We start from the raw sequence: 20,938 nt of genomic DNA, 5'->3' as shown, positions 1-20,938 counted from the left end.
CACACTTTCCAGTTTGGCCAGGCCCGTCCCGCCGTGGGCGCTGCCCCTGGACGGCGATGAACTCCGGTCAGTTCTGTCGGCGGTGCGCCGGTGGCAGCCGTTCGACGGCGTGGGACTCCTCGACGACGTCGGCGCAGTCCTCGACGACGTCGTCCCTCCCGAGGAGGCCCTTGAAGACCACGCGCTGCGCCTGCGCGGCCATCTCATGCAGCTCGTCGCCATCGCGGTCGCGGCCGAGGCCGGCCAGAAGGACACCGAGACGGAGCGGCTGATCGAGCACGCCCGCTGGCTGCGCGCCCAGGACATGCCCGGCGACCACCACCAGGCCGTCGGGCACCTACGCCGGATGGCGTGGTCCGTCGACCTGCTTCACGAGCGCCTCGGCGCGCTCAAGTGCATCCGGGAGGCGGCTTGATGCTGGCTCCCGCGCTCCCGTACAGCCCGCCCGCCCCGTCACGAGAGTCGAACCCCTCCATGCCTTCCACCGCAGCCGACCCGGCCGTCGTCCCCTACGTCACCCAGCGGAAAGGGGAAGAGGCCGCGCCAGACAACCTGATCATCAGGGACAGCGGACCGGGCCGGTGTCGGCTGTACTACGCCGATGAAGATCCCAAGGACCGTGATGCGCGCGGTGTGCTGTACGCGCGGGTCGGATGGAACTCGCTGGGCAACGACGGGATGCCGACCGGGGAACCGCAGTGGAAGTTCATGCACCCGCACCGGCAGTTGCTCACCATGCAGAACCTGCGGTGTCAGGTGTGCACGCAGCCCGCCCGGACAAGGATCGGGCTGATCTTCCTGGCAGGTCCGCGAGATGAGGACCCCACCCAGACAAAGATCCTGACGAACCAGCCTCCGGTGTGCGCCAAGCACGTCCGCACCGTCGCCGCTCTGTGCCCGCACATGGAGAAACGCCCGATGGTGCTCCTCGCCCAGAGCGCCCCCATGTACGGCGTGGGCGGGGTCGTCTACGGCCGTCTCTTCCGCGGAGGGCTGCAAGTCGTCGCCTGGCCAGACTTCGCCCTCCCGTACGGGGACCCCACCCTGGCGACGTTCCTCGCCTCGCAGATGGTCCGCCGAATCCGGAGCTTCCGCGTCCTCGACGTCGACGAGCTACTCAAGGAGCTCGGGACGGCCGCATGAACGACCCCGGCGCGGGGTCTCCCCGGGTACCGACCCCGACGGTTCCCCACAGCCCCGCGCCGGGGTCCTGAACGCTCCCAGAGAAGGGAAGACAAGATGCACGAGATCGTTGCCACACCGTTCGGAGGGCGCCGCCTCGTTCTGCGAAGAGGCAGCACCAAGGCCGTGCAGCTCCCTCACGCCAAATTCGAAGAGCTGCGCACCCTGTCCGCAGCTCCCAGTACCGTGCCCCAGTGGCTCGTCGACGCCGTACGCGCCCAGTGGCAGGAGGACTTATCCGGCCGGACCCTCGACGAGGTTCTTCTCGTGCGCGAGGCAGGACCGTACGAGTTCAGCCGGGCGACGTGGGAGATCAATCTCGGCTGTGACTACGACTGCAAGATGTGCTACCTGGGTGAGAAACGGTTCGAGGGCCTCGACATGGCGGGCAAGCGCAAGCTCCTGACCGTGATGCGCGACGCTGGCGTGATCTGGCTTCAGATCACCGGTGGTGAGCCACTCATCGATCCGGACTTTCCCGAATCGTATGAACTCGCTAATGAGCTGGGCATGCAGCTTGAAGTCCTGTCGAACGGGTCTCGGCTGCGCAAGAACCGCATCCTGAACCTCCTCAGCACCTACCCGCCGACAAAGCTGACCCTGAGCCTGTACGGCGCGACGGCCGAGACGTACGACGTGGTGACCCGTAGGCGCGGCGGATTCACCCGGTTCCGCGAAGGGGTACACAAGGCCCGCGACGCCGGGCTGAACATCGATCTCAGCCTGATCATCGTGCGGGACAACGCACACGAGGTCGACGCCATGAGGGGGTGGGCCAGAGAGCTCGGCGTGCCGTTCCGCGAGTACGCCAACATCTCCCCCACCATCCACGGCACCGCGGAACCGCTGCCGTCCCAGTCTCCCGAGTACCTCACCAACCGGGAACCGTTCACCGGCTGCCCGGCCGGCGTCACTTTCTTCCACGCCGACCCGTTCGGACGGGCCTCGATCTGCAAGGTCGGACGCGAACCGAACATCGACCTGATCGCCGAAGGCGTGCCAGGTCTCACCCGACTCGGCGAGATCGCTGAGTCCCTCATGCTTCGCACCGGAGGATGCAGCGGCTGCAAACTCTCCGCCACCTGCCGCGTGTGCCGACCGATGGCACGGGTCTTCCAGGCCGCGAAGGCACCACTCGTTCAGTACTGCCAACACGAAATGAGGTAGCCATGACCGCTGTCATGATCGAGATAACGCCCCCGCCCTCACCCGGCGTCGCTGAGAACCCGGACGCGATCGTCCTGGTCGACGACATCGACACGCTGACCACCAGCACCGCCTCCGGCTGCAACGACGACAACCCGTACAAGTAGCCCCCCAGTTGGGGCCGCGCGCGTCACGTGCGGCCCCAACACCAGCACTTTGGAGATTCCATGCCTACCCCGCGTCTGACCGAACTGCCGGACGCAGCGCTGCGCCTCATCGAGAAGGCCAGCGGCCCGATCGTCGATGTTGGGACCGTGCACGCAGGCCTCAACAGCGCTCTCGCCGCACGAGTGCAGACGAGCACCGACACCCTGTTCGTCAAAGGCCTGCCGCTCGATCACCCCCGAGTCTGGACGCAGAAGCGTGAAGCCGACATCAGCCCCTACGTGCAGGGCATCGCCCCCGGACTGCGCTGGCACCTGGAGGCCGACGGATGGAGCCTCCTCGGTTTCCAGTACGCCGAGGGCGGCCACGCCGACTTCACGCCCGGCTCCTGCGACCTGCCCGCGGTCTCGGCCGCCATGGCACAGCTCGCCCGAGTTCCGGCGCCCGCTGTGGAGCTGAAGGCCATGGAGCACCGGTTCAGGGGCTACGTCGACGACCCCTCCGACCTGTCATGGTTCGCCGGAAACAGCCTCCTGCACACCGAATGGAACCCCCACAACGTCCTCATGACAAAAGCCGGAGCCCGGTTCGTCGACTGGGGATGGGCATCGACTGGCGCAGCATGGATCGACCCCGCGCTCTGGCTTCTGTGGCTCATTGCCCACGGCCACACCGCAGTCCAGGCCGAGACCGAGGCCGCCACGCATCCAGCATGGGAAACCGCCCCGCCTGCTGGACTCGACGCCCTCGCCCGCGTCCAGCGCCGCATCTGGGACGCCATCGCCGACGCGAACCCGGACGACTGGGCGAAGCCGATGCAGGCCGCAGCACGGACCTGGGACGAACACCGCAACGCCAGGCCCTGACTCCCGGAGGAGCCACATGTCCAGCGCCGCCCCACTGACCGCAGCCGAGTACTGGGACAAGTACAAGCCGTACCGGGGAGACGGGCCCCCGCCGCGCCCCGCGGCAGAACACTTCGACTGGACCGGCGTCAAGGACGAGGGGCCCGGCGCGGAGATCCTGGGCACCCCGAAAACCGCGCTCGACCTGGGGCCGGCCGAAGGCGAGAACGCCGCATTCCTCACCCGCTCCGGCGTCCAGGTGACCGGGGTCGACTTCTCGCCCGTACAGGTCGACCGCGCCCGCGCATTCTGGGACGGCCTCCCCGCACTGGAGTTCATCCACGCCGAGGCCTGCGCATTCCTCGACGACGACCCGCGCACCTGGGATGCCGTCTACTCGACGTGGGGCGCCGTCTGGTTCACCGACCCCGAACACCTCTTCCCTTGCGTCGCCAAACGCCTTGAGCCCGGCGGCGTCTTCGCCTTCTCCCACCGCGAGCCCATCAGCAGCCAGTACGGCGCGCAGCAGATGGGCGGCACGTGGCTGGAAGGGCGAGAGAAGGAGCTGACGGTGTACCGATGGCAGTACAGCGCCGCCCAGTGGGCCGACATCCTCAAGCGCCACGGCTTCACCGACGTCCGCGCGGAAGTCCTCCCCAACCCAGACCCCGCCGAGCTCGGCACGCTCCTCGTGCGCGCCTGCACTCCTGGATAGCCAGGCTTACGCTCGAAAACAGACGGCCCCGCTCGTCCGCTCCCCGAGGCGGACGAGCGGGGCTCTGTCATTCCTCCACACCCACATTCCGCCCAGGTGTAACGCCCGGTCACTGCGTCCATTTGACATCGAGGCTGCTGCTGGGGCCCCGCCGTCCTTGCCGGTGTCCTCGGTCGTGTCGGCGGCGGGTGAACGGTGGAGTCCTGCGGCTGGTCATGGTTCCTCCGGGGTGTGGACGATCCGATACAGGGGTGTGGGGCCCCCTTCGCCGCCCGGGGGAAGAGCGGCGAAGGGGGTGAGCACCAGCGCGGGAAGGGAGAGCCGGGTCGTAGGGGATCGGCCGGCAACTGCCTGCGCTGGGCGTGCGGCCTGCCCGATGGCCTGGGCACGGACGGTCTTCCGGGCCACCGGGCAGGGGTCTATGAGGCCGTGCGGAGTTCCTCGAGCAGTTCGCCGAGATCGAGGACGCGGAAGCTCGAGAGCCGGCGGACCATCTGCGAGGCGAGGAACGTGGCCAGGTCGGGGTTCCCGTAGGGCACGGCGATGTCCGGTCTGGCGGTGAACGCAGCCGGGCCGACACCGAGCGAAGCCGGTCCGCCAGGAACACCCCCGCGTCGGCGGGGAGGACGCAGGCGCATACCCGCCCACCGTTTCCGTGTACGGAACACCCCCGCTTCGGCGGGGAGGACGCGGACACCAGGAAGGCTGTCCCGTCTCACTCAATCGAGTCGTTTTCTCAACGAACCGAGTCGTTCGGGCTTCTGTCTCAGCGAACCGAGTCGCGCGGCCGAGTGCGCTGGGGGTGCTGGATGGCCGTACCGGCAGGGGTGGATCCTGGAGCTGCCAAAGGTCACCTTCCAAGGCCAGCTACACGGTGCAACACTGCCTCCGTGGATGACAGGGCACGCTATGAGGCGCAACTTGACACGCTGATTGCGCTCATCACCTACATGGCTCTCACAAGATGGCGGAGCCGCTCTCCCAACGGTCTCTCAAAGGATCTTGGCTTAGCTGAGGATGTTGTCGCCCGAGCGTTGAACGGATTTCCTGGCTTGTTCCGCAAGAGTGCTGACTTCTATCCGACTGACGCTGGACTCCAACACTCCTTCACCCTGCATGCGCGCTATGCACGGCGTCGACCTCGGGGGGAAGATTCCGCCTTGAACCAACCAGTCGGTGCACACAACGCGGCATCCCTCAGCGACCCCGAGCCAACTCAGGATGGGGCGGGAGAGGAATTGGATGCTGAAACGCTCCGCGCGCTCCTCGACTACGAAGTCATCTCATTTGGTGAGTCGGCGGTAGCAGATGAGAGTGCAGGCGATGGCGGCGAAGGCGAGGAAGTGTTCGGCTTTGCGCTCGTAGCGGCGGTGCAGTCTGCGGCAGCCGGCGAGCCAGGCCACGGACCGCTCCACGACCCAGCGGTGACGGCCCAGGCGGGTGGAGGACTCAATGCCTCGCCGGGCCAGGCGGTGCGTGATGCCCCGACTGCGGAGCCATTGCCGCAGGTGGCGGTAGTCGTAGCCCTTGTCGCCGTGGAGTTTGCCGGGCTTGCGGCGGCGCGGACCGCGTCGCGAGCGGATCGGCGGGATACCTCGCACGAGCGGCTCCAGGCCCTGGCTGTCGTGCATGTTCGCTCCCGAGATGCCGATCGACAGGGGCAGACCGGTACGCTCGGTGATCAAGTGGATCTTCGACCCGTACTTGCCGCGATCCACAGGATTCGGACCTGTCAGGTCCCCTTTTTCAGGGCCCGCATGTTCACCGAGTCGATCGCGCAGCGAGACCAGTCCAGCTCCCCGCGGGAACCAAGTTCGTCGAGGACCAGGCGATGGAGCTTCGCCCACACCCGGGCCTTCGACCACTCGGCGAAACGCCGGTGAGCCGTGGGTCCCGAAGGCCCGAACGAGGCGGATGGCAGCTGCTGCCACGTGCAGCCCGATGTGGCCACGAACACGATCGCGGCCAGCACCTCCCGGTCACCGTGCCGACGCCGGCCGCCTCCCTGAGGCCGACTCGGTGCCTCCGGCACCACTCGCTGGAACAACTCCCACAACTCATCCGGCACCAGCCGCTCAACGATCCCCACACCGGAAGCCTACCGAACACTCCAAATGAGATGACTTCTTAAGGTCTTCCCCGCCGATGCGGGGACTCCCGGACAGCGCACCGATCCGGACAGCTCCGAGTTCGTCCAACCCACCCACGTGCCCCGCCCCCATGACGCCCGGTTACACGCACGCCTGACCGCCGCGGTGACCGAACCGGAACCTGGGCGTGAGGGCATGAGCCCCAGAACGCGGCGGTGCCCCGATCACCCAGGGTGATCGGGGCACCGCCGCAGCCGTCCGGGTAGCTACTCCGCCGCGCTACTCGAAGGAGAGGGTGCCCTGGCCGGGCTGGCTGAGGTAGTTCTGCCAGCCCGAGGAGAGCGGCTGGTTGGCGCCGAAACTGGTGCCGGAGCCGAGGTGGGTGGCGATGGTTCCGTCGGTGCCCTGGATGACCAGGTCGGCCTTGCCATCACCGTTGACATCGGGGAAAGTCAGGCGACCCTGGCCGGGCTGGCTGAGGTAGTTCTGCCAGCCCGAGGAGAGCGGCTGGTTGGCGCCGAAACTGGTGCCGGAGCCGAGGTGGGTAGCGATGGTTCCGTCAGTGCCCTGGATGACCAGGTCGGCCTTGCCATCACCGTTGACGTCAGGGAAAGTCAGGCGACCCTGGCCGGGCTGACCGAGGTAGTTCTGCCAGCCCGAGGAGAGCGGCTGGTTGGCGCCGAAACTGGTGCCGGAGCCGTTGTTGAAGTGGACGCCGATGGTGCCGTCGGTGCCCTGGACCAGGAGATCCTTGTTGCCGTCGCCGTTGATGTCGGCGTAGTACAGGCGGCCCTGACCGGCGCCGCCCAGGAAGTTCTGCCAGCCCGCGCTGACCGTGGTGCTGGCACCGAAGCTCGTCCCCGAACCCGGACGGAGCCCGATCGTCCCGTCGGTACTCAACACCATCAGATCGGCCTTGCCGTCACCCGTGACGTCCGCGCGATTGTCGGTGTCCTGGATGTTGTCGTAGCGGCGGGGGCTGAAGGTGCCGTGACCGCTGTAGTAGGGGTAGGGGATGCTGTGGTGGACGGCGCCGCTGCTGCCGGACTCCTCCAGCGCGTCGTACGTGGAGTGATCGGAGCTGGTCCATCCGTTGAAGATGACCACATGGCCGCTGGCGCCCGAGTCGGGGTTGAGGAGGACGTCACCCGGCTTGAGGGACTCCTTGGCTATGGAGGAGGTGTAGTTCAGCAGAGTGCCGGTGGTCTCGCCCCAGTTGTTCCCGCTGGAGGAGTCCAGGTGCCAGGCCATGGAGACGAAGCCGGAGCAGTCGGTGCGGTACTTGCCGTTGGCGTCGGTGCGGTAGCTGGTCATGCTGTACGGCACGCCTGCGTCGACCCACGACTGGGCCCGGGCAATGACGTCCGCCCTGCTGATGCTGCCCCCTGCCGAGGAATCCGCGGTCAAAGTGGCGAAGGCGCCGACCGGCCTGGGTGCGGCGGCCAACTGCGCCGCTGAGGCGGTCGTCGGGTTGGGCACGGTCGGGGTGAAGTGGGTCAGTAAGCCCGAGTTCGCCGTACTGGACGCGTCGGCGGACGGCGCCGGGGTGTCGGCGACGGCCTGCCCCAGCGTCATGGCGGTGACCGCGCCGACGACTGCGACGGACAGGGTGAGACGCTTGATCATGTTCATGACATACTCCTGATGAGGTTTGTAGCGCAGAGGTTCTCCGGGTCCGGAGAACCAGGAGCTGAACCGTGAAGAGGGCGAGCGGGATCGCTGTCGCACGGGCGCAACGATCTGGCGGCGCAGTTCGTGGGAGTCGGAGAGGGCGGCGACGCGGGCGCCTGCCTTCGCAGAGTGACGTCGGGCCGGGGTTCGGCTCGCGACTCCCGCTCTCAGGGCTTCAGTTGGGGTACGTCCCATCCGACGGCATGTCGGAGGCCGGTGGTGGGCCTTGCGCCTGAGGAGGAGGCTTGGTGGCCGGGGCCGGGATCAGCTTCGCTACGAGGCGATGCCGTGCGATGCGATGTGGTGCGGGGACGTTCCAGCGCGTGACCGGCGTCGCGAAGGTGAGTGGCAGTCAGCCGCCCTTGCCGCCGGCCCGGCAGGTGGGGATGTCGACGCCGACCGGCGTGCCTGCGGGCGGTGCGCCCGTGAACCTCCGTGGTGGGCCTCGGCTCGCCGCCCCGGCCGGTCTTCCTGAGCTGGTCGGCGGGGTGTGGGCCGGGAGGGCGGGCAGGTTCAGTGAGCAGGCGACGGTAGTGGTCGAGCGAGTGGTCCTGGTCATGACGATCCCCCCGGATGGCCGCGCGGTGGTTGGCTCAAGAGCAGTAACCGTGGATCAGGGTCTTTCCGTCAGGCGGCCCTCCAGAGGGGCTCGTACCTCCCGGGGCCCCTTCGCAGAGCGCCATCCGGTCCGATCGCGCCGCAGACCGCGCCGCAGACCGGGGCGCGCTTGCCCGAGGAGCGTCCGGCACCGAGTGTCCGGTATCGGCTAGTCCCTGGCCTTGGCTTGGGCGGCGGCGACGTAGCGCACGGTGAACAGCACGGGGACGACGAATCCGGCGGCCTGGACAAGTGTCGCCGTCGCGGAGTGGCCCTGGCTGGCGTGGGCGAGGGCCGCGAGGGCGCCGGCCGTGACGGCGAAGGCGGCGGTCCATACGGTGGTGATGACCACGTTGACCCGGACGAAGGGCTTGAGGCTCCAGACTTCGGGTGGGGTGGTGCGCTTGGCGATGCCCAGCGTGAACGGCTTGCCCGCGAGCAGCGAGGCCCCGGCGATGAGAGCCAGGGTCGCCGAGGAGAGCGCCGCCGAGTAGGCGTGTGCGACCGAATGGGAGTCCGCGAAGGCGACGACCGCCAGGACCGCGAAGAAGACGGCCGAGCCGGCTTCCATGATCAGCGCGTCGAACCCGACTCCCGTCCGCCGCTGCTGGGCGATCACCGCCACCGCCACCAGCAGACCGGCGAGCGCCCCCCACTGCCACTGGGCGGACGGGACCACTGCGAAGACGATCCATGGAAGGAAGGCGCGTACGTACGACATCGAAGACCCCCGGGTTGCTGACGTTCCTGTTTTGACATGTCGAAACTAGAAGTTCCACCCTCGACGTGTCAAGAGTGGAAGGTAAACTGACGGCATGAGCCTTCGACACGCCCTCCTCGGACTCCTGTCAGAGCGACCCGCCAGCGGCTACGACCTGCTGAAGCGCTTCGAGACCTCTTTGGCCAACGCCTGGCCCGCCACGCAGAGCCAGATGTACACGGAGCTGTCCAAGCTCGCCGACAACGGCCTGATCAGCGTCTCGACCCAGGGCCCGCGTGGCCGTAAGGAGTACGCCCTCACCGACGAGGGCCTGGCGGAACTGCGCCACTGGCTGACGGAGATCAAGCCCCAACGCCACACCCGCAGCGACATCCTGCTGCGGGTCTTCTTCCTCAACGTGATCACACCCGACCAGGCGCGCAGCTACCTCACCGAACTCATGGAGCTGTCGGAGCAGGAGCACGAGGCCTTGCGTCGACTGGCCGACTCCATCGACTGGGGCGACGACCCACTGTCGGTGAACGGCAAGATCGCCCTGGAGTACGGCCTCCGCTTCAACACAATGCGCCGCAAGTGGGCCGCATGGGCGGCCGACCAGATCCGCTAGGCCTGTCTGACAAATGATCAACGTCGCGCTGGCTTCGAGCAGCAGGTAATGGCCTTGCTGCGATGGTGGGGCTCAGCGATGCTGGACCGGTGCCAGGGCAGAGGAAGAGGAAACGTCAGAGGCAACGTCAGCAGCAGGACGAGGCACAGCGGGCGGCCGCTCGCTTCGCACCTGACGCGGGTCGCTGGGAGGTGCTCTTCGAGACTCAGGACGAGTCGCAATGGCGTGCCCACATCCGCCGTCTCCGAGCCTCGGACACGCAAATCGACTGGACAGCGGTGCGGGCGGACATGCTCTGTGGGCGCCTGGTGCAGCCGACCACCTACCGACTGAGCCTCTTCGTGCCGAACTTCGCGCCCGATTCCGGCCAGGGATCACCCGATAATTGATCTTGTGACTGGTAGAGGCGAGTTGACTGACGCGGCGCGGGGCTTCGACGAGCAACTGGTTGGCTCTGTTCCGAGATTGGACAGCAGATGTCGACCGCTTTGGGAGGTACGAGAGTCTGGCGCTGTTCGATTGCCAGGCGGCTAGAAGAGGCCGGCCGGGGTGCCCTGCGTGAGGTTCTCGAGGATCGTGCGCAGCCACGGGCTGCGCACGGCTGGTAGCCGGACCAAGGTGTGCTGGAACGTTCCCCGGTCGGCCCGGAACAGGTAGTTGGGGAGCAGTGGGAGCGGGTCGTCGCGGAGGACGTCTTGGGGTATGCGGCCCGACGCGGGAACCGGCAAGTACGGCTGGGGAGAGACCAGCCACAGCCACACCCCCAGCGGCAGGGGCACCAGGTACGCCGACGCAGTCGGGCTGGCGGGGGTCCAGGTCTGACCCGTCTGGGGATGGACCGGTACGAGGAGGATGTCGACGCCCTCGTCCGGGGAGGGCTGTCCCGGTCCAGCCAGGACGGCGCGCCGCTTCGAAGGGCCCGCGGGCAGCAGGGCGTCGAGCGGGCGTTGGAAGACATCCGCGGTCAGGCCGTCCGGGACCTTCACCGGCTGCCCTTGGGAGGCAACCAGCAGGTGGGCGAGCGCGTGGCCGGCTGCCGCCTCCCACTGCGGACTCCACGACCAGTAGTGGTTCGACCCCAGCCGTCCTCCCCACGTGGCAATCGGCTCGAACGGGGGCGTTTTCTCCCCCTTCTCTGCCAGCTCCGCCCAGGAGAGGGGCGCAGCGTGGATACCGTCAACGGGGACGGGGTGCACGGCGTCCGAGCTGAGCCGCACTGCCTGCCAGAGCGAGCAGTCGTCGACCCTGGTCGCCACGGGGAGGTCGCATGCCTCGCAGGCCATGTTGGGCCCGTCGGCTCCGTCGAGGCCGCAGCAGGCGCCGCCGCGCTTCTCCGGGATCAGCCGGGTTCCACGGATATCACCGGGCGCGATGACGCGCGCCCCGGGCGTGCTGTCGGACAGGGCGTAGACCGGCGCGTAGATGCCGCGTGCCTCCGCCTCGCCCGGATCTATCTCGTCCCACATCCGCCACGGCCCTCCCCAGGGGTCCGGGTCCACGGCAAACGTCCCTGACTGCATGAGCACCGGAAGCTGGGCTCCGTTCCCGTACTTTTGACGGGCGTGGACTGGCAGTGAGACCTGGGACAGCGAGGTGGTCAACTCGGCGCCGCATCCCGCACACACGAAAACGAACAAATGTCCTCCGCCTGGGAAGCAGACGCATCTTCGCAGCTCGCCAGCAGCCAGCCAACATGTTTCTCATCAGTTGCGGGAACGGCACCTGCCACCGGCGTGGAGTATCAACGCAGTGCGGGCAAGTGCCAGCCGCCGCCTCTGGCTGCGGCAAGCGACTCACCCGCTGGCGGGCTGGCAGTTGCCGAGGCGGTCCGGGCGGTCACCACGTCGGCGGCGGACACAATGGTGGGGCGGGCCGCAGTGAACGGCCCGCCCCACGGTCCTGCCGCTGCCGGGCCGGTTCAGGCACCCCGCGGTGTGCGGCTCAGGTCTGCTCAGCGGCGGAAGTAGTGCCGGCCCCAGGAGACGTCGTCGACGAAGCGGTCGTAGTCGTTGCGCAGGCTGGCGGTGTCGCTGTCGTTGTTCCAGACGTAGGCGCGGCGGTCCTGGTACAGGTCGGTTCGGGTGTCGTGGCCGATGCCGGTGTGGACGCGGACCGTTGAACGGCCGTTCAGGCGGTAGTGGTCGAAGGTGTAGGTGTGGCCGTCCTCGTCGGCGAGGGTCCAGCCGTCGAGGTTCACGCTGTGACGGGTGGTGTTGGTGATCTCCACCCACTCCTGGTTCAGGGAGCGGTTGGAGCGGTCGTCACGGCCCGGTGAGTCGTACTGCACCCGGCTGATCTCCACACCCGTGCGGTGCGGACGGTGATCAGCAGCGGACGCCGGTACCGCGATCGCCGCGGTGATCGCCGCGGTGGTCAGCGCGGCAGCGGTCAGACGGCGGGCAGCGGTCTTGGATACGGTCACGGGTTCCCCCTGCATCGTGCGGGCACAACCAACGCGCCAGATCCCTGGCCGGGTTGTGCGATGTGCGGGTGGCGGCCGGCCGGCCGCGCATTCACACCCTGCCCTCCGGTTCGCCGGAATGTGAACGCGATCCGGGGCGCGTTACCGATCAACCGCACTGCCGTGACAGTTGGCTGCAACCGCCATCTATGCCGTGAGTGCACGAAGTTGACGCAACCACGACCCCAGCACCGTTGCGGCAGTTGGCCACGGGATCGCGGCCGCCAGGCCCCGCCACCCCACCGGACGCCCGGCCGTCACCCGAAAGTGAGTAACAACCCCCGCGCCCCGACCAGTCACTCCGGCTCCGGACAGCAAAAAAAGACCCTGCCTCGCAGAACACGGGGCAGGGTCTTCACAGAGTGCCGGGCAGGCCTTGCACCTGCATCTCCACACAGGAAGCGGGACGTCTTACCAGGCGTGGCGCGCCGGCCTCCAGGAACCGGGCAAGCCTCCGGCGCAGGACCGGGAGCGCCAGGCGGGCACGGACTGCACCACGCCGATGCGGAGGACTGCGAGCCCTCCGGGCCGCCGTGAGAGCGGTTGTGAATACAAGACACCCTGCCCTGCCCACCCGGACAATGATGCGGAGGCGTTGGGCCGGATCGGGTCGACGGGTCTCGGGAGCGCCAGCGGGGCTGAGCAACCCCGAGCAGTCCGGCGCGGCCGACGGCTCCAAACAGGAGGAGGTCCTCACCATGAGGAACGGCGACAGGCGACAAGACTCTTCTGCCGACTCTCACGAGAATACGATCAACGGTGGGACCTATGTGGGTCCGATCATCCAGAACATAGCCAACCCGCGTTCCTTCCAGAGCCAGGATGCCGAGCCGGCCGCCGCCAGGACGGTCGAACTCCTCCTGCGCATCGAGGCTCTGCTCCAGGAGCGCCGTACGACACTCGTCGCGCCCGAAGCCGCCGCCATGGAACTGCATCGCCTGTGGGCGGAACTGCAGGAGGCCGAACCGCAGCCCAACGTCGTGAGGCGCGCACTCGACCGCCTGCAGGGACTGCTCTCCCCGGTGCCCGACCTTGGTCCCGCAGTCCACGAGCTCGCGTCCATGGTGCACCGCCTTCTCAACGGTGACTACTTTGATCCTCATCTGTCGCAGCTGCTGAGGCAGAGCAAGCCGCCAGCGGGCGATTCCCTGGACGGGGGTAAACCGGCGAACAAGGTGTCCGGGCCGGAGGCCGCCCCGCTTCCGATCACGATCTACCTGTCAGACGAGGCTCCGCACCGCGACGTCGAGGCCGCTGTGGAGGAACTTCTGGCAACCGCCGGGTTGACCGTTCTCGACCGCGACGACCCCGTCATCGGATCCTGGTTCCGCCGGATGCGCGCCACCATGTCACGCGCCGCACGATCGCAGGTAGTTCGTGAGAGTGCCCTGACAGCCGCTCACATCGCTGACACACGCCTGATTCTGGGCCAGGACGCAACCATCACCGCAACCATGATGCAGAACGTGGGGCCGGTCCTGACTTCTCTTCAACCGACCAAGGACGCCGTCGTGCGCATCGGCGCCATACTGATCGTCAAAGTCGACTGGGAGGTCAGGGTCCTTCAGCTCACCGCCGCCCAGCAGGCAATCCTGGACCATCAGCCGCAACTCGCCACGTCACCACGTGACGTGATCGGCGCCATCGGTCTGCTCACTGCATCGGACGGCCGAGCCGCGCCGGAACCAGCACCGCAGGCAGCCGGGGATCGCTAGCGCGAGTCGGAGTCGGCCGGCGATTCCCGACAGCCCGGTCACCGGCGTGCGGCGCCTGCGCGTGGGTTGACGCATGCCGCCAACATCCCGGTCTACTGCTGCGGGCCGGCCAGCCAGTCCAGCGGCGCCGAAGGCGATGCCGCATTGTTGGTCAGTCCCGTCGTCCACGACCAGCCCGCGGAACGCGTCCCATTCCTCCGATGAAAACACGCGTCACAGCCGAACATCATTTGTCATCGCCGGGATGGGTGGGCAGGAGCAGACCGGCACCCGGCCACAGGGCGCGCGCCGCCTCTGCCACGGCCAATTGCCTGCCCACCTCGACCAGGACCTGGATCCGGTCGGCGGGCCCCCACGTCTGGTACCGCCCGGCCGCCGGGTCGTACGCCCGGACTCGGCTGTGGGGACCGGAGCACACCAGGGCACGGGCGACGTGGGGCAGATCCAGACTGAGGACGTCGCATGCCCGGTCCTGGATGAGCTGGAGCAGGTCTGCGGTGACCGCCTCCCAGTCGCCGACCTCCGGCCAGCGCGCACCGCCGTCCAGTTCGTGGGTGAGAGTGGACAGCGGCACGATCTCGCCCTGCCGTCGGCCGCGGACCAGACGGTCGTAGATGCGGGCGCCGTCGGGCTGCCGTACGCGCGGGTGGAGCAGGGAGGCTGCAGCCACCAGCGAGGTGTTGATCTCCCGGGCGGCAGCCGGGTAGTAGGCCTCGTGGGCGAAGAGCAGATACACCTGGCGGGCCGGCTCTTCGGGACCGTCCTGGGGCATGTACGTTTCCTCCTTCATCGACGCGATGGGCGTCGAATGACCGGATGAGTGGCGGGGCCTGGGCGGATAGGGGCCCAGCGGCTGAGGTACGTCGGCCCGGTCGTGCCGGACGGACGGTGCGCCGCCCTGCGCGGGCGTGACGATGTGGCGGATCTGGACGGCGAGTTGCAGCATCAGCTGCTCCCGGGCGATGAGCTCGCCGGAGGCTGAGCGGGTGTCGTGGCGCTGGAGCAGGTCCGCGGTGTCGAACAGCTGGTGGTGGCCGATCTCGACGGCGCGCCGCACTTCGTGACGGTCGCTGCCGGCGGCTGCCCGGACGAGGCCGGCGTGCAAAGCGGCGAGGCGCTGCAGGTAGCGGCAGGCGGCTTCGGCCTCGACGATCCAGACGTTTTCGCCGGCACGGGCCTTCAGCGGGTTACTCGAGTGCTCCACGAGGAGCGGGGCCAGGGCAGCTGCGAGCAGCACGATGGCGAAGGGGACGCCGTGCAGGATCGCGAGGACGGCCGCCGGCAGCGCGAGGGCAGCGACGGCGGCTGTAGTGGTCCGTACGGCAACCGGGTCGAGGCGGATCCGGTGTGCGGAGCTTCTGGCCAGCCAGCGCAGGCAAAGGCGCTGCATGCGGGTCGCGATTGGAGTGAACACGGCGATCCGGTGGGGCTGTTCGGGCAGGCTGCCGTCGACCGGGACGTTCCAGTCGATCCACCCCCATCCGGTCTGCTCCCGGATCAGGACAGGCTCGCAGCCGGCTGCGCAGCCGGTGCAGGCGTGGCTGCCGCGCACCGCGCGGACCCGCTTCTTCTCCCATCGCCTGGGCTGCTGCCCGAACGGGCTCAGCGGCTGAGTGATCCTGGACAGCGGGGCAGAGGTGGTCATGGTGTGCTCCGTTCCGGCAGGCTGGTGGATGCGGTGGCGCAGGCGGTGCAGCGGCCGTCGCTTTCGGGGTGGGCGCGTCGGGGTGTAGGCCCTGGGCAGGTGTGGCACAGCGGCCAGCCCAGGCAGGCCGGGCAGAGGTCTTCGCCCAGGGCGGTGCCGGGCACGCCGCAGCCCGCGCACTCGACGAGCGCCCGGTAGGTCAGGGCCTCGGTCACTGTGCGGGCCGCGGACGCCGTGGACGACCGCCCGGTCACCGGCCTCGAGGGCGACTCGTCCTGCAGGATGTCGCCGCGGTGCCGGCTGTCCAGGGCGGCGGGTGGCGGGTAGGCCTGAGCGGCCTGCAGGCGGGCGGCGATGATTGCACCGACCGAGGTGCGCACCGGGTTCGGCAGCGGCCGGTCGGCGATGACATGGCGCAGCTGCTCGATGCTCCAGCCGGACTCCGTCATCACCATGAGCGCGCGGCCCTGGTCGGTCAGCACCTTTCCGGTCAGCAGGAGTTCGGGACGGCGCGCTCCGATTTCCAGCAGCAGTCGGATCCCTGGATGTATCTCGTCCGCCGGGAGGCCGGCCGGCAGGGATGCTGGCGCCTCCGGCTGACTTGTTCCCGTGGGCGTCGCGACGTCGGCGCGATCGCACGGACGGAGGGGGCTGGTCTTCTGCTTCGTGGTGTTCTTTCTGCTGGTGTTCTTACAGGGGTGATGAACCGACGTCGGGTTATCCACCGGTGGGAAACCCGACATCGGCTCGGGCCTGGTGCTTTGCAGGCTGGGCAGGTCGGTGATGACGTACGCGGCCGCGCCGAGGGTGCCGTCGGGGTTGCGGGCGCGTTCCCGGAGCAGGAAGCCGTGCTTCTCCAGTTCCTTGAGCCCGCTTTTGACGGCTGCCTGGCCGTCCCGGCTGCGGCGTGCCAGGTCCGCGACGCTCATCCGCCAGCCGTCCCTGTGCGTGCTGATGAGCCCGAACAGGCCGCGGGCCTTGAACGACAACCGTTGGTCGCGGAACAGGCTGTTGGCGATCTGGGCGAACTGATCCGCCGCCATCACCCCGCGGCGGATCCCCGCCCCGGAGTCGGCTGCCGATCCGCTCGGCGGAGCCGAGACGAGTGCCGTGCCCGCTGTCTGCGTGAGTGCGGTGTCGAGGGACGTCGGGCGGTCTGTGATCGAGTAGACGATCTCGCCGAGCGTCCCGTCGTCGTGCCTCAGCTGGTCGCGGACGAGGTAGCCGTGCCGCTGCAATTCGCTCAGGCCGGCGCGCACGGCGTCCCGACCGTCGGGTCCAGCGCGCACGAGGTCGGCGACCGTGACGTGCCAGCCGGTGGCATGGGTGCTGATGAAGCCGAAGACGCCCTTCGCCTTGAAGGAGAGCCGGGCGTCGCGGAAGAAGCCGTTGGCGATCTGGGTGAACCGGTCCGCCGCCATCACCCCGCGGCGGACCCCCGCCCCGAAGCGGCTCATCGTGCCGCCTCGCCCGCCATGAACCCGCGGCCGCAGACACCCTGGGTGCGCGCTACGGGCCCGAGGCAGCCGGGGCCGCCGAGTAAGGAGACGTACGCGAGATCCATGCGGTCAGCTCACCGGGCGCCCCCGACCAGACTGGCGGCCACAGCCCCCGACCACCGGTCACGATCCTGCACCATGCACACCGGGTTGCCGTATGGCCGGCCCGACCACGGGCTGATGAGGATCTGTGAAATGGGATCTACCGCAGTTCCGTGAAGGCTCGGGACTGCCAGGTCTGATGGAGTTCTCGCGAATCAGCTCGATCCAGACAGACTGAGGATCCTCAGCCGTGACTGCATGGTCGAGGCGTCGTGCGGCGTCCCCTACAAGCTCCACGCATGTGTAGAGACGGTCGTAGTGGCGGACATAGTCCGCTTCTGAAGCCGTGTATGCAGGTTCCTCGATCTTCCGGAGGATCTGGATCGCCGCGCTCCAGCGCCAGGCAGTGTCGACGTACTGGGCAACCGAGGAGCGGGTCTGCTGCAGGTTTGGGTGGCAGGTTCGATCACGCGGCTTGGACGGCCGGTGTGGTCATGACGGTCTCGAATTCGACGGGGTCAGCCGGCTGAGCTATCGAATCGGCCATCCCGTGGCCGCCGAACGCCCGGACGAATTTCCGTGACCGGAACTGCGACCCTCGATCGACGCCCGCGCAGCCTGGCGACTGTCCGCGGCCTCATATGCATCCACGTCTCTCGTCTGCTCACTCAACAACGACCACCGCTCTACTCTGGTCCACCTCCGGGGTCACCTGCGAGGCCGCCCCGGTCTCCTGATGCGGCGGCCGCCGGCGGGTAGTCGTCGACGGTCATGGAGTTGTAGAGGCGTCCGCTCTTGGTGGTGAGGCGGACGAAGGCCCGGCTGGGCCCTGCGGGCAGGGCGGAGATCAGGCGGGCGCCCTGGGCCAGCCCCCACACACCGAGGTGGGACGTGGGGATCAGGGTTTTCGCCGCGCTCAGCGCGGCCGCGCGGCTGCCGCGCACGTGCTCCGCCATCACGCGCTCGTAGGCGGGGAAGGCGTGCTCGTGGTCGCCGCCCGCCTGTGCCAGTTCTCCGGCGAGGACGTAGGCGCCGACGACGGCCAGGCTGGTGCTGCCGCCGACGGCCGGGCCGGGGCAGTAGCCCGCGTCGCCGACGAGCGTCACCCTCCCTTGCGACCAGGTGTCCATGCGGAGCTGGGTGATCGAGTCGAAGTAGAACGCCGGGGTGCTGTCGAGCTCGTCCAGCCAGCGGTCCACGTGAGCGTGCATGCCGACGAACGCAGCGCGTAGCAGCTCCTTTTGCCGGGGTACGTCGCGCTGGTGGTAGTCGAGCTCGCGCTCGGTCCGGAACAGGAACAACGCCCGCGCGTCTCCGAGGTGTCGCGCGCCGTACATGCCGGCGGTGCGGCCGACGCCGACGTGGATGAGGAGTTCGCTGTCGAGGTCGGAGACGTTCGGCAGGGTCAGCACCCCGAGGTAGGCCCCGATGAAGGCGGTGAAGCGGGACTCCTCGTCGAAGACGAGGCGGCGCACGTTGGAGTGCAGCCCGTCCGCGCCGATGACGAGGTCGAAGCGGCGCGGCGCGGCGTTTTCGAACCGCACCTCGCCGTCGGGCGAGATCGCGGTGATCGAGTCGCCGAAGACGTACTCGACGTCGTCGCGTGCGGCGTCGTAGTAGATCTCGCTCAGGTCGTCGCGCATGATCTCGACGTGCCGGTCGGAGGTGGCGCTGAAGATCTTGGAGAGGTCCGCCCGGACGGGGCGCCGTGCGCCCTCCTTGTAGAGGGTCATCCGGTTCGTGCCGGTGGCCCGCTCCTCTATACGCGGGAGCACGCCCATCTTCTCCGAGATGTTCATCGCGGGCCGGAACAGGTCGACCGCGTGGCCGCCAGTCTTGCGCAGAGCCGGCGCGCGCTCGACGACGGTGACACAGAAGCCGTGCCTGGTGAGCCAGTAGGCCAGAACCGGACCGGCGATGCTGGCGCCGGAGACGAGAATCCGCATGGCACCCCTCCTTTTCATTCAGTCCACCCGGATGGCGTGGATCGCGGTGAAGGCCAGCAGGGGGGCGGCAGTCCGCGGCGGATCCTCGAGCAGGGGCGAGTGCCCGAGACCGGGCAGCAACTCGACCTTCGCGCCCGGAACGGCGCGGTAATCGAAGGCGGATGAGGATCGCCATCTGCGGTCGTCCTCGCCGAAGATCACCAGTAGCGGCTTGCCCAGGACCGCCAGCCGATCTGGCAGCGCCCGCTGCTCCAGGTAGGAGCGGGTGGCCCGCATCGTCGTGGTGAATGTGTGGTGGGTCATACAGCGCACCTCGTCCAGGAGCTCTGGCGGGATCTGGTAGCCCTCGCGGCTGAAAGCGGTGCTCGCGAACCGGCGGATCTGCTCGTCGGTCGGAGGCCACTGCGTGGGCCCGGTTGCGGCGGACTCCGGTGCAATGAAGGCGTCCAGCCCGGGTCCGGTGTTGACGAGCGCGAGCGCGGTCACCAAATCGGGCCGCTGTTCGGCGAGGGCGACAGCGACCACACCGCCGCTGGAATGACCGACGACCACGGCGTGCTCGACACCGAGCCGGTCCAGTGCCACGCCGGCCCGACGTGCCTGGTCCGGGATCGCGTAGCTGCGGTCAGCCGGCTTGGCCGACCGGCCGTGCCCGAGCAGGTCGATCCGGATGACGCGGTGAGATCCGGTCAGCAGCGGAACCAGCGCGTCCCACGAGCGGGTCGAGGACGCGGACCCGTGGATGAGCAGAAGTGCGGGGGCGTCGCGGGGACCGCCCTGGCACACGTAGATGTCGCCGTCGTCCAGCGACAGGATTGAACTCTCGGTAGCCTCGGCGCCGCCGTTCACATACGACCCGCCGTCAGAAACAGTCATGAGCCCACTGTCACCGCCGGTACCCACCGGTGGATTGGACGAATGTTCCCCCCAACTGGCTCACGTAGCATCGGACGGTGCGGACTTTCATGCACGGTGCGGCTATGTGGGACGTCGCATGCCCGCAGCGGCCCAGCCGGGTGGCCGGTGTCACCATGGCCGGGTTCCGTGTCCGTGATCTGGAAGCGCTCCGGATAGTCCCGCACCCGGCCGTGACGCTGCTCCTGGAGTTCGGCGCCGGTTCGCCCGTCCTTGACTGTGCCGACGGGCGGCAGGAGCGGGGAAGCATCGTCGCCGGGCCCGGGCTCGGGTCCGCAGGCGCGGTCCGGGCCCGGGGAGAGAACGTCGAGTGCTTGCAGGTGCGCCTGTCTCCGGTGATCGCACGCGCGGTTCTGGGCGTCTCCCCCGCCGACCTCGACGGCGCCGTCGTGTCACTGGGCGACCTGTGGGGCCGGGAGGCGTCCCGGATCCGCGAACAACTCGGCGATGTCTCGTCGTGGCAGGATCGCTTCGTGTTGGCGGACGCGCTGCTCGCCCGTCGGCATGAGGCGGGGCCTCCGGTGGACCCGGAGGTGGCCTGGGCCTGGCACAGGATCGCCGTCAGCCGTGGCCTGGCCCGGGTCGACGAACTCGCGGCCGAGGTCGGGTGGAGCCGTAAGCGGCTGTGGTCCCGGTTCCGGTCACAGCTTGGCCTACCGCCCAAGCGCGCAGTGAAGCTGGTCCGCTTCGACCATGCCGCCCACCGCCTGGTCGCGGGTGAAGGCGCGGCCCAAGTCGCGGCCGACACCGGCTACGCCGACCAGTCCCACCTGCATCGGGACGTCATGGCGTTCACCGGGGCAACCCCCGCGACCGTGGCCGGCGAACCGTTTCTCGCCGTTGACGACATCGCATGGCCCACCCGCGGAACAACCGCCAATCCGCCCGCCTGCGTCGGCCGCCTCGCCCTGACGCGCACCGGACCCCCAAGTTGAACACGTTCAAAATGAGGGGCTACGCTGATGCCGAGCGAGCC

Annotated in this window: 19 protein-coding genes; 9 read left to right on the top strand and 10 right to left on the bottom strand. The window is 68.6% G+C overall.

Translation table 11 applies throughout. The annotated features are described in order from the left end of the window. Positions 1-13 precede the first annotated feature (13 nt). The 6 genes from N4G66_RS36730 to N4G66_RS36705 all read left to right on the top strand — a co-directional run bounded on the left by N4G66_RS36730 (position 14) and on the right by N4G66_RS36705 (position 4,053). Complete coding sequence (locus tag N4G66_RS36730; RefSeq protein WP_261708644.1) at positions 14-415, top strand: DUF6415 family natural product biosynthesis protein; 402 nt, start codon at positions 14-16, stop codon at positions 413-415. A gap of 59 nt (positions 416-474) precedes the next feature. Further along, positions 475-1,143: a hypothetical protein gene (locus N4G66_RS36725; RefSeq protein ID WP_261708643.1), complete on the top strand. Its 669-nt coding sequence runs from the start codon at positions 475-477 to the stop codon at positions 1,141-1,143. A 96-nt stretch (positions 1,144-1,239) separates the two neighbouring features. Continuing rightward, positions 1,240-2,349 carry a radical SAM protein gene (locus tag N4G66_RS36720; RefSeq protein ID WP_261708642.1) on the top strand — a complete coding sequence of 370 codons (1,110 nt, stop codon included), beginning with the start codon at positions 1,240-1,242 and terminating at the stop codon, positions 2,347-2,349. Between the two features lie 2 nt (positions 2,350-2,351). Continuing rightward, positions 2,352-2,495 (top strand): hypothetical protein, encoded by a 144-nt coding sequence (locus tag N4G66_RS36715; protein WP_261708641.1) that lies wholly within the window; start codon positions 2,352-2,354, stop codon positions 2,493-2,495. 60 nt (positions 2,496-2,555) lie between these two features. Continuing rightward, positions 2,556-3,359 carry an aminoglycoside phosphotransferase gene (locus N4G66_RS36710; RefSeq protein WP_261708640.1) on the top strand — a complete coding sequence of 268 codons (804 nt, stop codon included), beginning with the start codon at positions 2,556-2,558 and terminating at the stop codon, positions 3,357-3,359. 16 nt (positions 3,360-3,375) lie between these two features. Next, entirely contained in the window at positions 3,376-4,053 is a 678-nt protein-coding gene (locus tag N4G66_RS36705) for a class I SAM-dependent methyltransferase (protein WP_261708639.1), read from the top strand. Between the two features lie 419 nt (positions 4,054-4,472). On the opposite strand, the gene N4G66_RS36700 is transcribed toward N4G66_RS36705, so the two are convergent. The 4 genes from N4G66_RS36700 to N4G66_RS36685 form a co-directional block, all read right to left on the bottom strand. Then, positions 4,473-4,691 carry a hypothetical protein gene (locus tag N4G66_RS36700; protein WP_261708638.1) on the bottom strand — a complete coding sequence of 73 codons (219 nt, stop codon included), beginning with the start codon at positions 4,689-4,691 and terminating at the stop codon, positions 4,473-4,475. A 645-nt stretch (positions 4,692-5,336) separates the two neighbouring features. Next, positions 5,337-6,136 (bottom strand): IS5 family transposase gene (locus tag N4G66_RS36695; protein WP_261708656.1). Its coding sequence is split into 2 segments (ribosomal slippage): positions 5,337-5,798 and positions 5,801-6,136, totalling 798 coding nucleotides; the frame shifts between segments, so codons are not numbered across the junction. A gap of 286 nt (positions 6,137-6,422) precedes the next feature. Continuing rightward, entirely contained in the window at positions 6,423-7,775 is a 1,353-nt protein-coding gene (locus N4G66_RS36690) for a C40 family peptidase (RefSeq protein WP_261708637.1), read from the bottom strand. Between the two features lie 805 nt (positions 7,776-8,580). Next, positions 8,581-9,132 (bottom strand): hypothetical protein, encoded by a 552-nt coding sequence (locus tag N4G66_RS36685; protein WP_261708636.1) that lies wholly within the window; start codon positions 9,130-9,132, stop codon positions 8,581-8,583. Between the two features lie 94 nt (positions 9,133-9,226). Here N4G66_RS36685 and N4G66_RS36680 point away from each other — a divergent pair, with 94 nt between their 5' ends. Beyond that, positions 9,227-9,739 carry a PadR family transcriptional regulator gene (locus N4G66_RS36680; RefSeq protein WP_261708635.1) on the top strand — a complete coding sequence of 171 codons (513 nt, stop codon included), beginning with the start codon at positions 9,227-9,229 and terminating at the stop codon, positions 9,737-9,739. 530 nt (positions 9,740-10,269) lie between these two features. Here N4G66_RS36680 and N4G66_RS36675 read toward each other — a convergent pair. After that, a complete protein-coding gene (locus N4G66_RS36675) occupies positions 10,270-11,376 on the bottom strand; it encodes a hypothetical protein (protein WP_261708634.1) in 1,107 nt (368 codons plus the stop codon). 314 nt (positions 11,377-11,690) lie between these two features. Continuing rightward, positions 11,691-12,161, bottom strand: a complete 471-nt coding sequence (locus N4G66_RS36670) for a lamin tail domain-containing protein (protein WP_391858947.1) — start codon at positions 12,159-12,161, stop codon at positions 11,691-11,693. A gap of 737 nt (positions 12,162-12,898) precedes the next feature. On the opposite strand from N4G66_RS36670, the gene N4G66_RS36665 reads away from it, so the two are divergent. Continuing rightward, positions 12,899-13,915, top strand: a complete 1,017-nt coding sequence (locus N4G66_RS36665) for a hypothetical protein (RefSeq protein WP_261708633.1) — start codon at positions 12,899-12,901, stop codon at positions 13,913-13,915. Between the two features lie 226 nt (positions 13,916-14,141). Here the strand turns inward: N4G66_RS36665 and N4G66_RS36660 are convergent, their stop codons facing one another. The 4 genes from N4G66_RS36660 to N4G66_RS36645 form a co-directional block, all read right to left on the bottom strand. Then, positions 14,142-15,560: a hypothetical protein gene (locus N4G66_RS36660; protein ID WP_261708632.1), complete on the bottom strand. Its 1,419-nt coding sequence runs from the start codon at positions 15,558-15,560 to the stop codon at positions 14,142-14,144. After that, on the bottom strand, positions 15,557-17,017 hold the full coding sequence (locus N4G66_RS36655) for a hypothetical protein (protein WP_261708631.1): 1,461 nt from the start codon (positions 17,015-17,017) through the stop codon (positions 15,557-15,559). Before N4G66_RS36655 ends, N4G66_RS36660 begins: the two co-directional genes overlap by 4 nt. Positions 17,018-17,787: 770 nt before the next feature. Continuing rightward, positions 17,788-19,047 (bottom strand): FAD-dependent monooxygenase, encoded by a 1,260-nt coding sequence (locus N4G66_RS36650; protein ID WP_261708630.1) that lies wholly within the window; start codon positions 19,045-19,047, stop codon positions 17,788-17,790. Positions 19,048-19,065: 18 nt separating this feature from the next. Continuing rightward, the gene (locus N4G66_RS36645; protein WP_261708629.1) at positions 19,066-19,923 is read right to left on the bottom strand and encodes an alpha/beta fold hydrolase; all 858 of its coding nucleotides are present in this window, start codon (positions 19,921-19,923) and stop codon (positions 19,066-19,068) included. Positions 19,924-20,027: 104 nt separating this feature from the next. Between N4G66_RS36645 and N4G66_RS36640 the strand changes: the two genes are divergently transcribed. Beyond that, entirely contained in the window at positions 20,028-20,897 is an 870-nt protein-coding gene (locus tag N4G66_RS36640) for a helix-turn-helix domain-containing protein (protein ID WP_391858946.1), read from the top strand. Positions 20,898-20,938: the final 41 nt, after the last annotated feature.

The sequence above is a fragment of the Streptomyces rhizosphaerihabitans genome (genome assembly GCF_025399795.1).
GTDB lineage: Bacteria > Actinomycetota > Actinomycetes > Streptomycetales > Streptomycetaceae > Streptomyces > Streptomyces rhizosphaerihabitans.
The sequence above is the reverse complement of the archived record's forward strand: the minus strand, read 5'-3'. Positions and strand labels throughout refer to the sequence as shown.

Bases quoted from the DNA above. Each gene is read 5' to 3' on its own strand.
- N4G66_RS36710 (WP_261708640.1), top strand. From the start codon at position 2,556: ATGCCTACCCCGCGTCTGACCGAACTGCCGGACGCAGCGCTGCGCCTC.
- N4G66_RS36650 (WP_261708630.1), bottom strand. From the start codon at position 19,047: ATGCGGATTCTCGTCTCCGGCGCCAGCATCGCCGGTCCGGTTCTGGCC.
- N4G66_RS36725 (WP_261708643.1), top strand. From the start codon at position 475: ATGCCTTCCACCGCAGCCGACCCGGCCGTCGTCCCCTACGTCACCCAG.
- N4G66_RS36645 (WP_261708629.1), bottom strand. From the start codon at position 19,923: ATGACTGTTTCTGACGGCGGGTCGTATGTGAACGGCGGCGCCGAGGCT.
- N4G66_RS36690 (WP_261708637.1), bottom strand. From the start codon at position 7,775: ATGAACATGATCAAGCGTCTCACCCTGTCCGTCGCAGTCGTCGGCGCG.
- N4G66_RS36640 (WP_391858946.1), top strand. From the start codon at position 20,028: ATGTGGGACGTCGCATGCCCGCAGCGGCCCAGCCGGGTGGCCGGTGTC.
- N4G66_RS36665 (WP_261708633.1), top strand. From the start codon at position 12,899: ATGAGGAACGGCGACAGGCGACAAGACTCTTCTGCCGACTCTCACGAG.
- N4G66_RS36705 (WP_261708639.1), top strand. From the start codon at position 3,376: ATGTCCAGCGCCGCCCCACTGACCGCAGCCGAGTACTGGGACAAGTAC.
- N4G66_RS36715 (WP_261708641.1), top strand. From the start codon at position 2,352: ATGACCGCTGTCATGATCGAGATAACGCCCCCGCCCTCACCCGGCGTC.
- N4G66_RS36655 (WP_261708631.1), bottom strand. From the start codon at position 17,017: ATGAGCCGCTTCGGGGCGGGGGTCCGCCGCGGGGTGATGGCGGCGGAC.
- N4G66_RS36680 (WP_261708635.1), top strand. From the start codon at position 9,227: ATGAGCCTTCGACACGCCCTCCTCGGACTCCTGTCAGAGCGACCCGCC.
- N4G66_RS36685 (WP_261708636.1), bottom strand. From the start codon at position 9,132: ATGTCGTACGTACGCGCCTTCCTTCCATGGATCGTCTTCGCAGTGGTC.
- N4G66_RS36720 (WP_261708642.1), top strand. From the start codon at position 1,240: ATGCACGAGATCGTTGCCACACCGTTCGGAGGGCGCCGCCTCGTTCTG.
- N4G66_RS36660 (WP_261708632.1), bottom strand. From the start codon at position 15,560: ATGACCACCTCTGCCCCGCTGTCCAGGATCACTCAGCCGCTGAGCCCG.
- N4G66_RS36700 (WP_261708638.1), bottom strand. From the start codon at position 4,691: ATGCGCCTGCGTCCTCCCCGCCGACGCGGGGGTGTTCCTGGCGGACCG.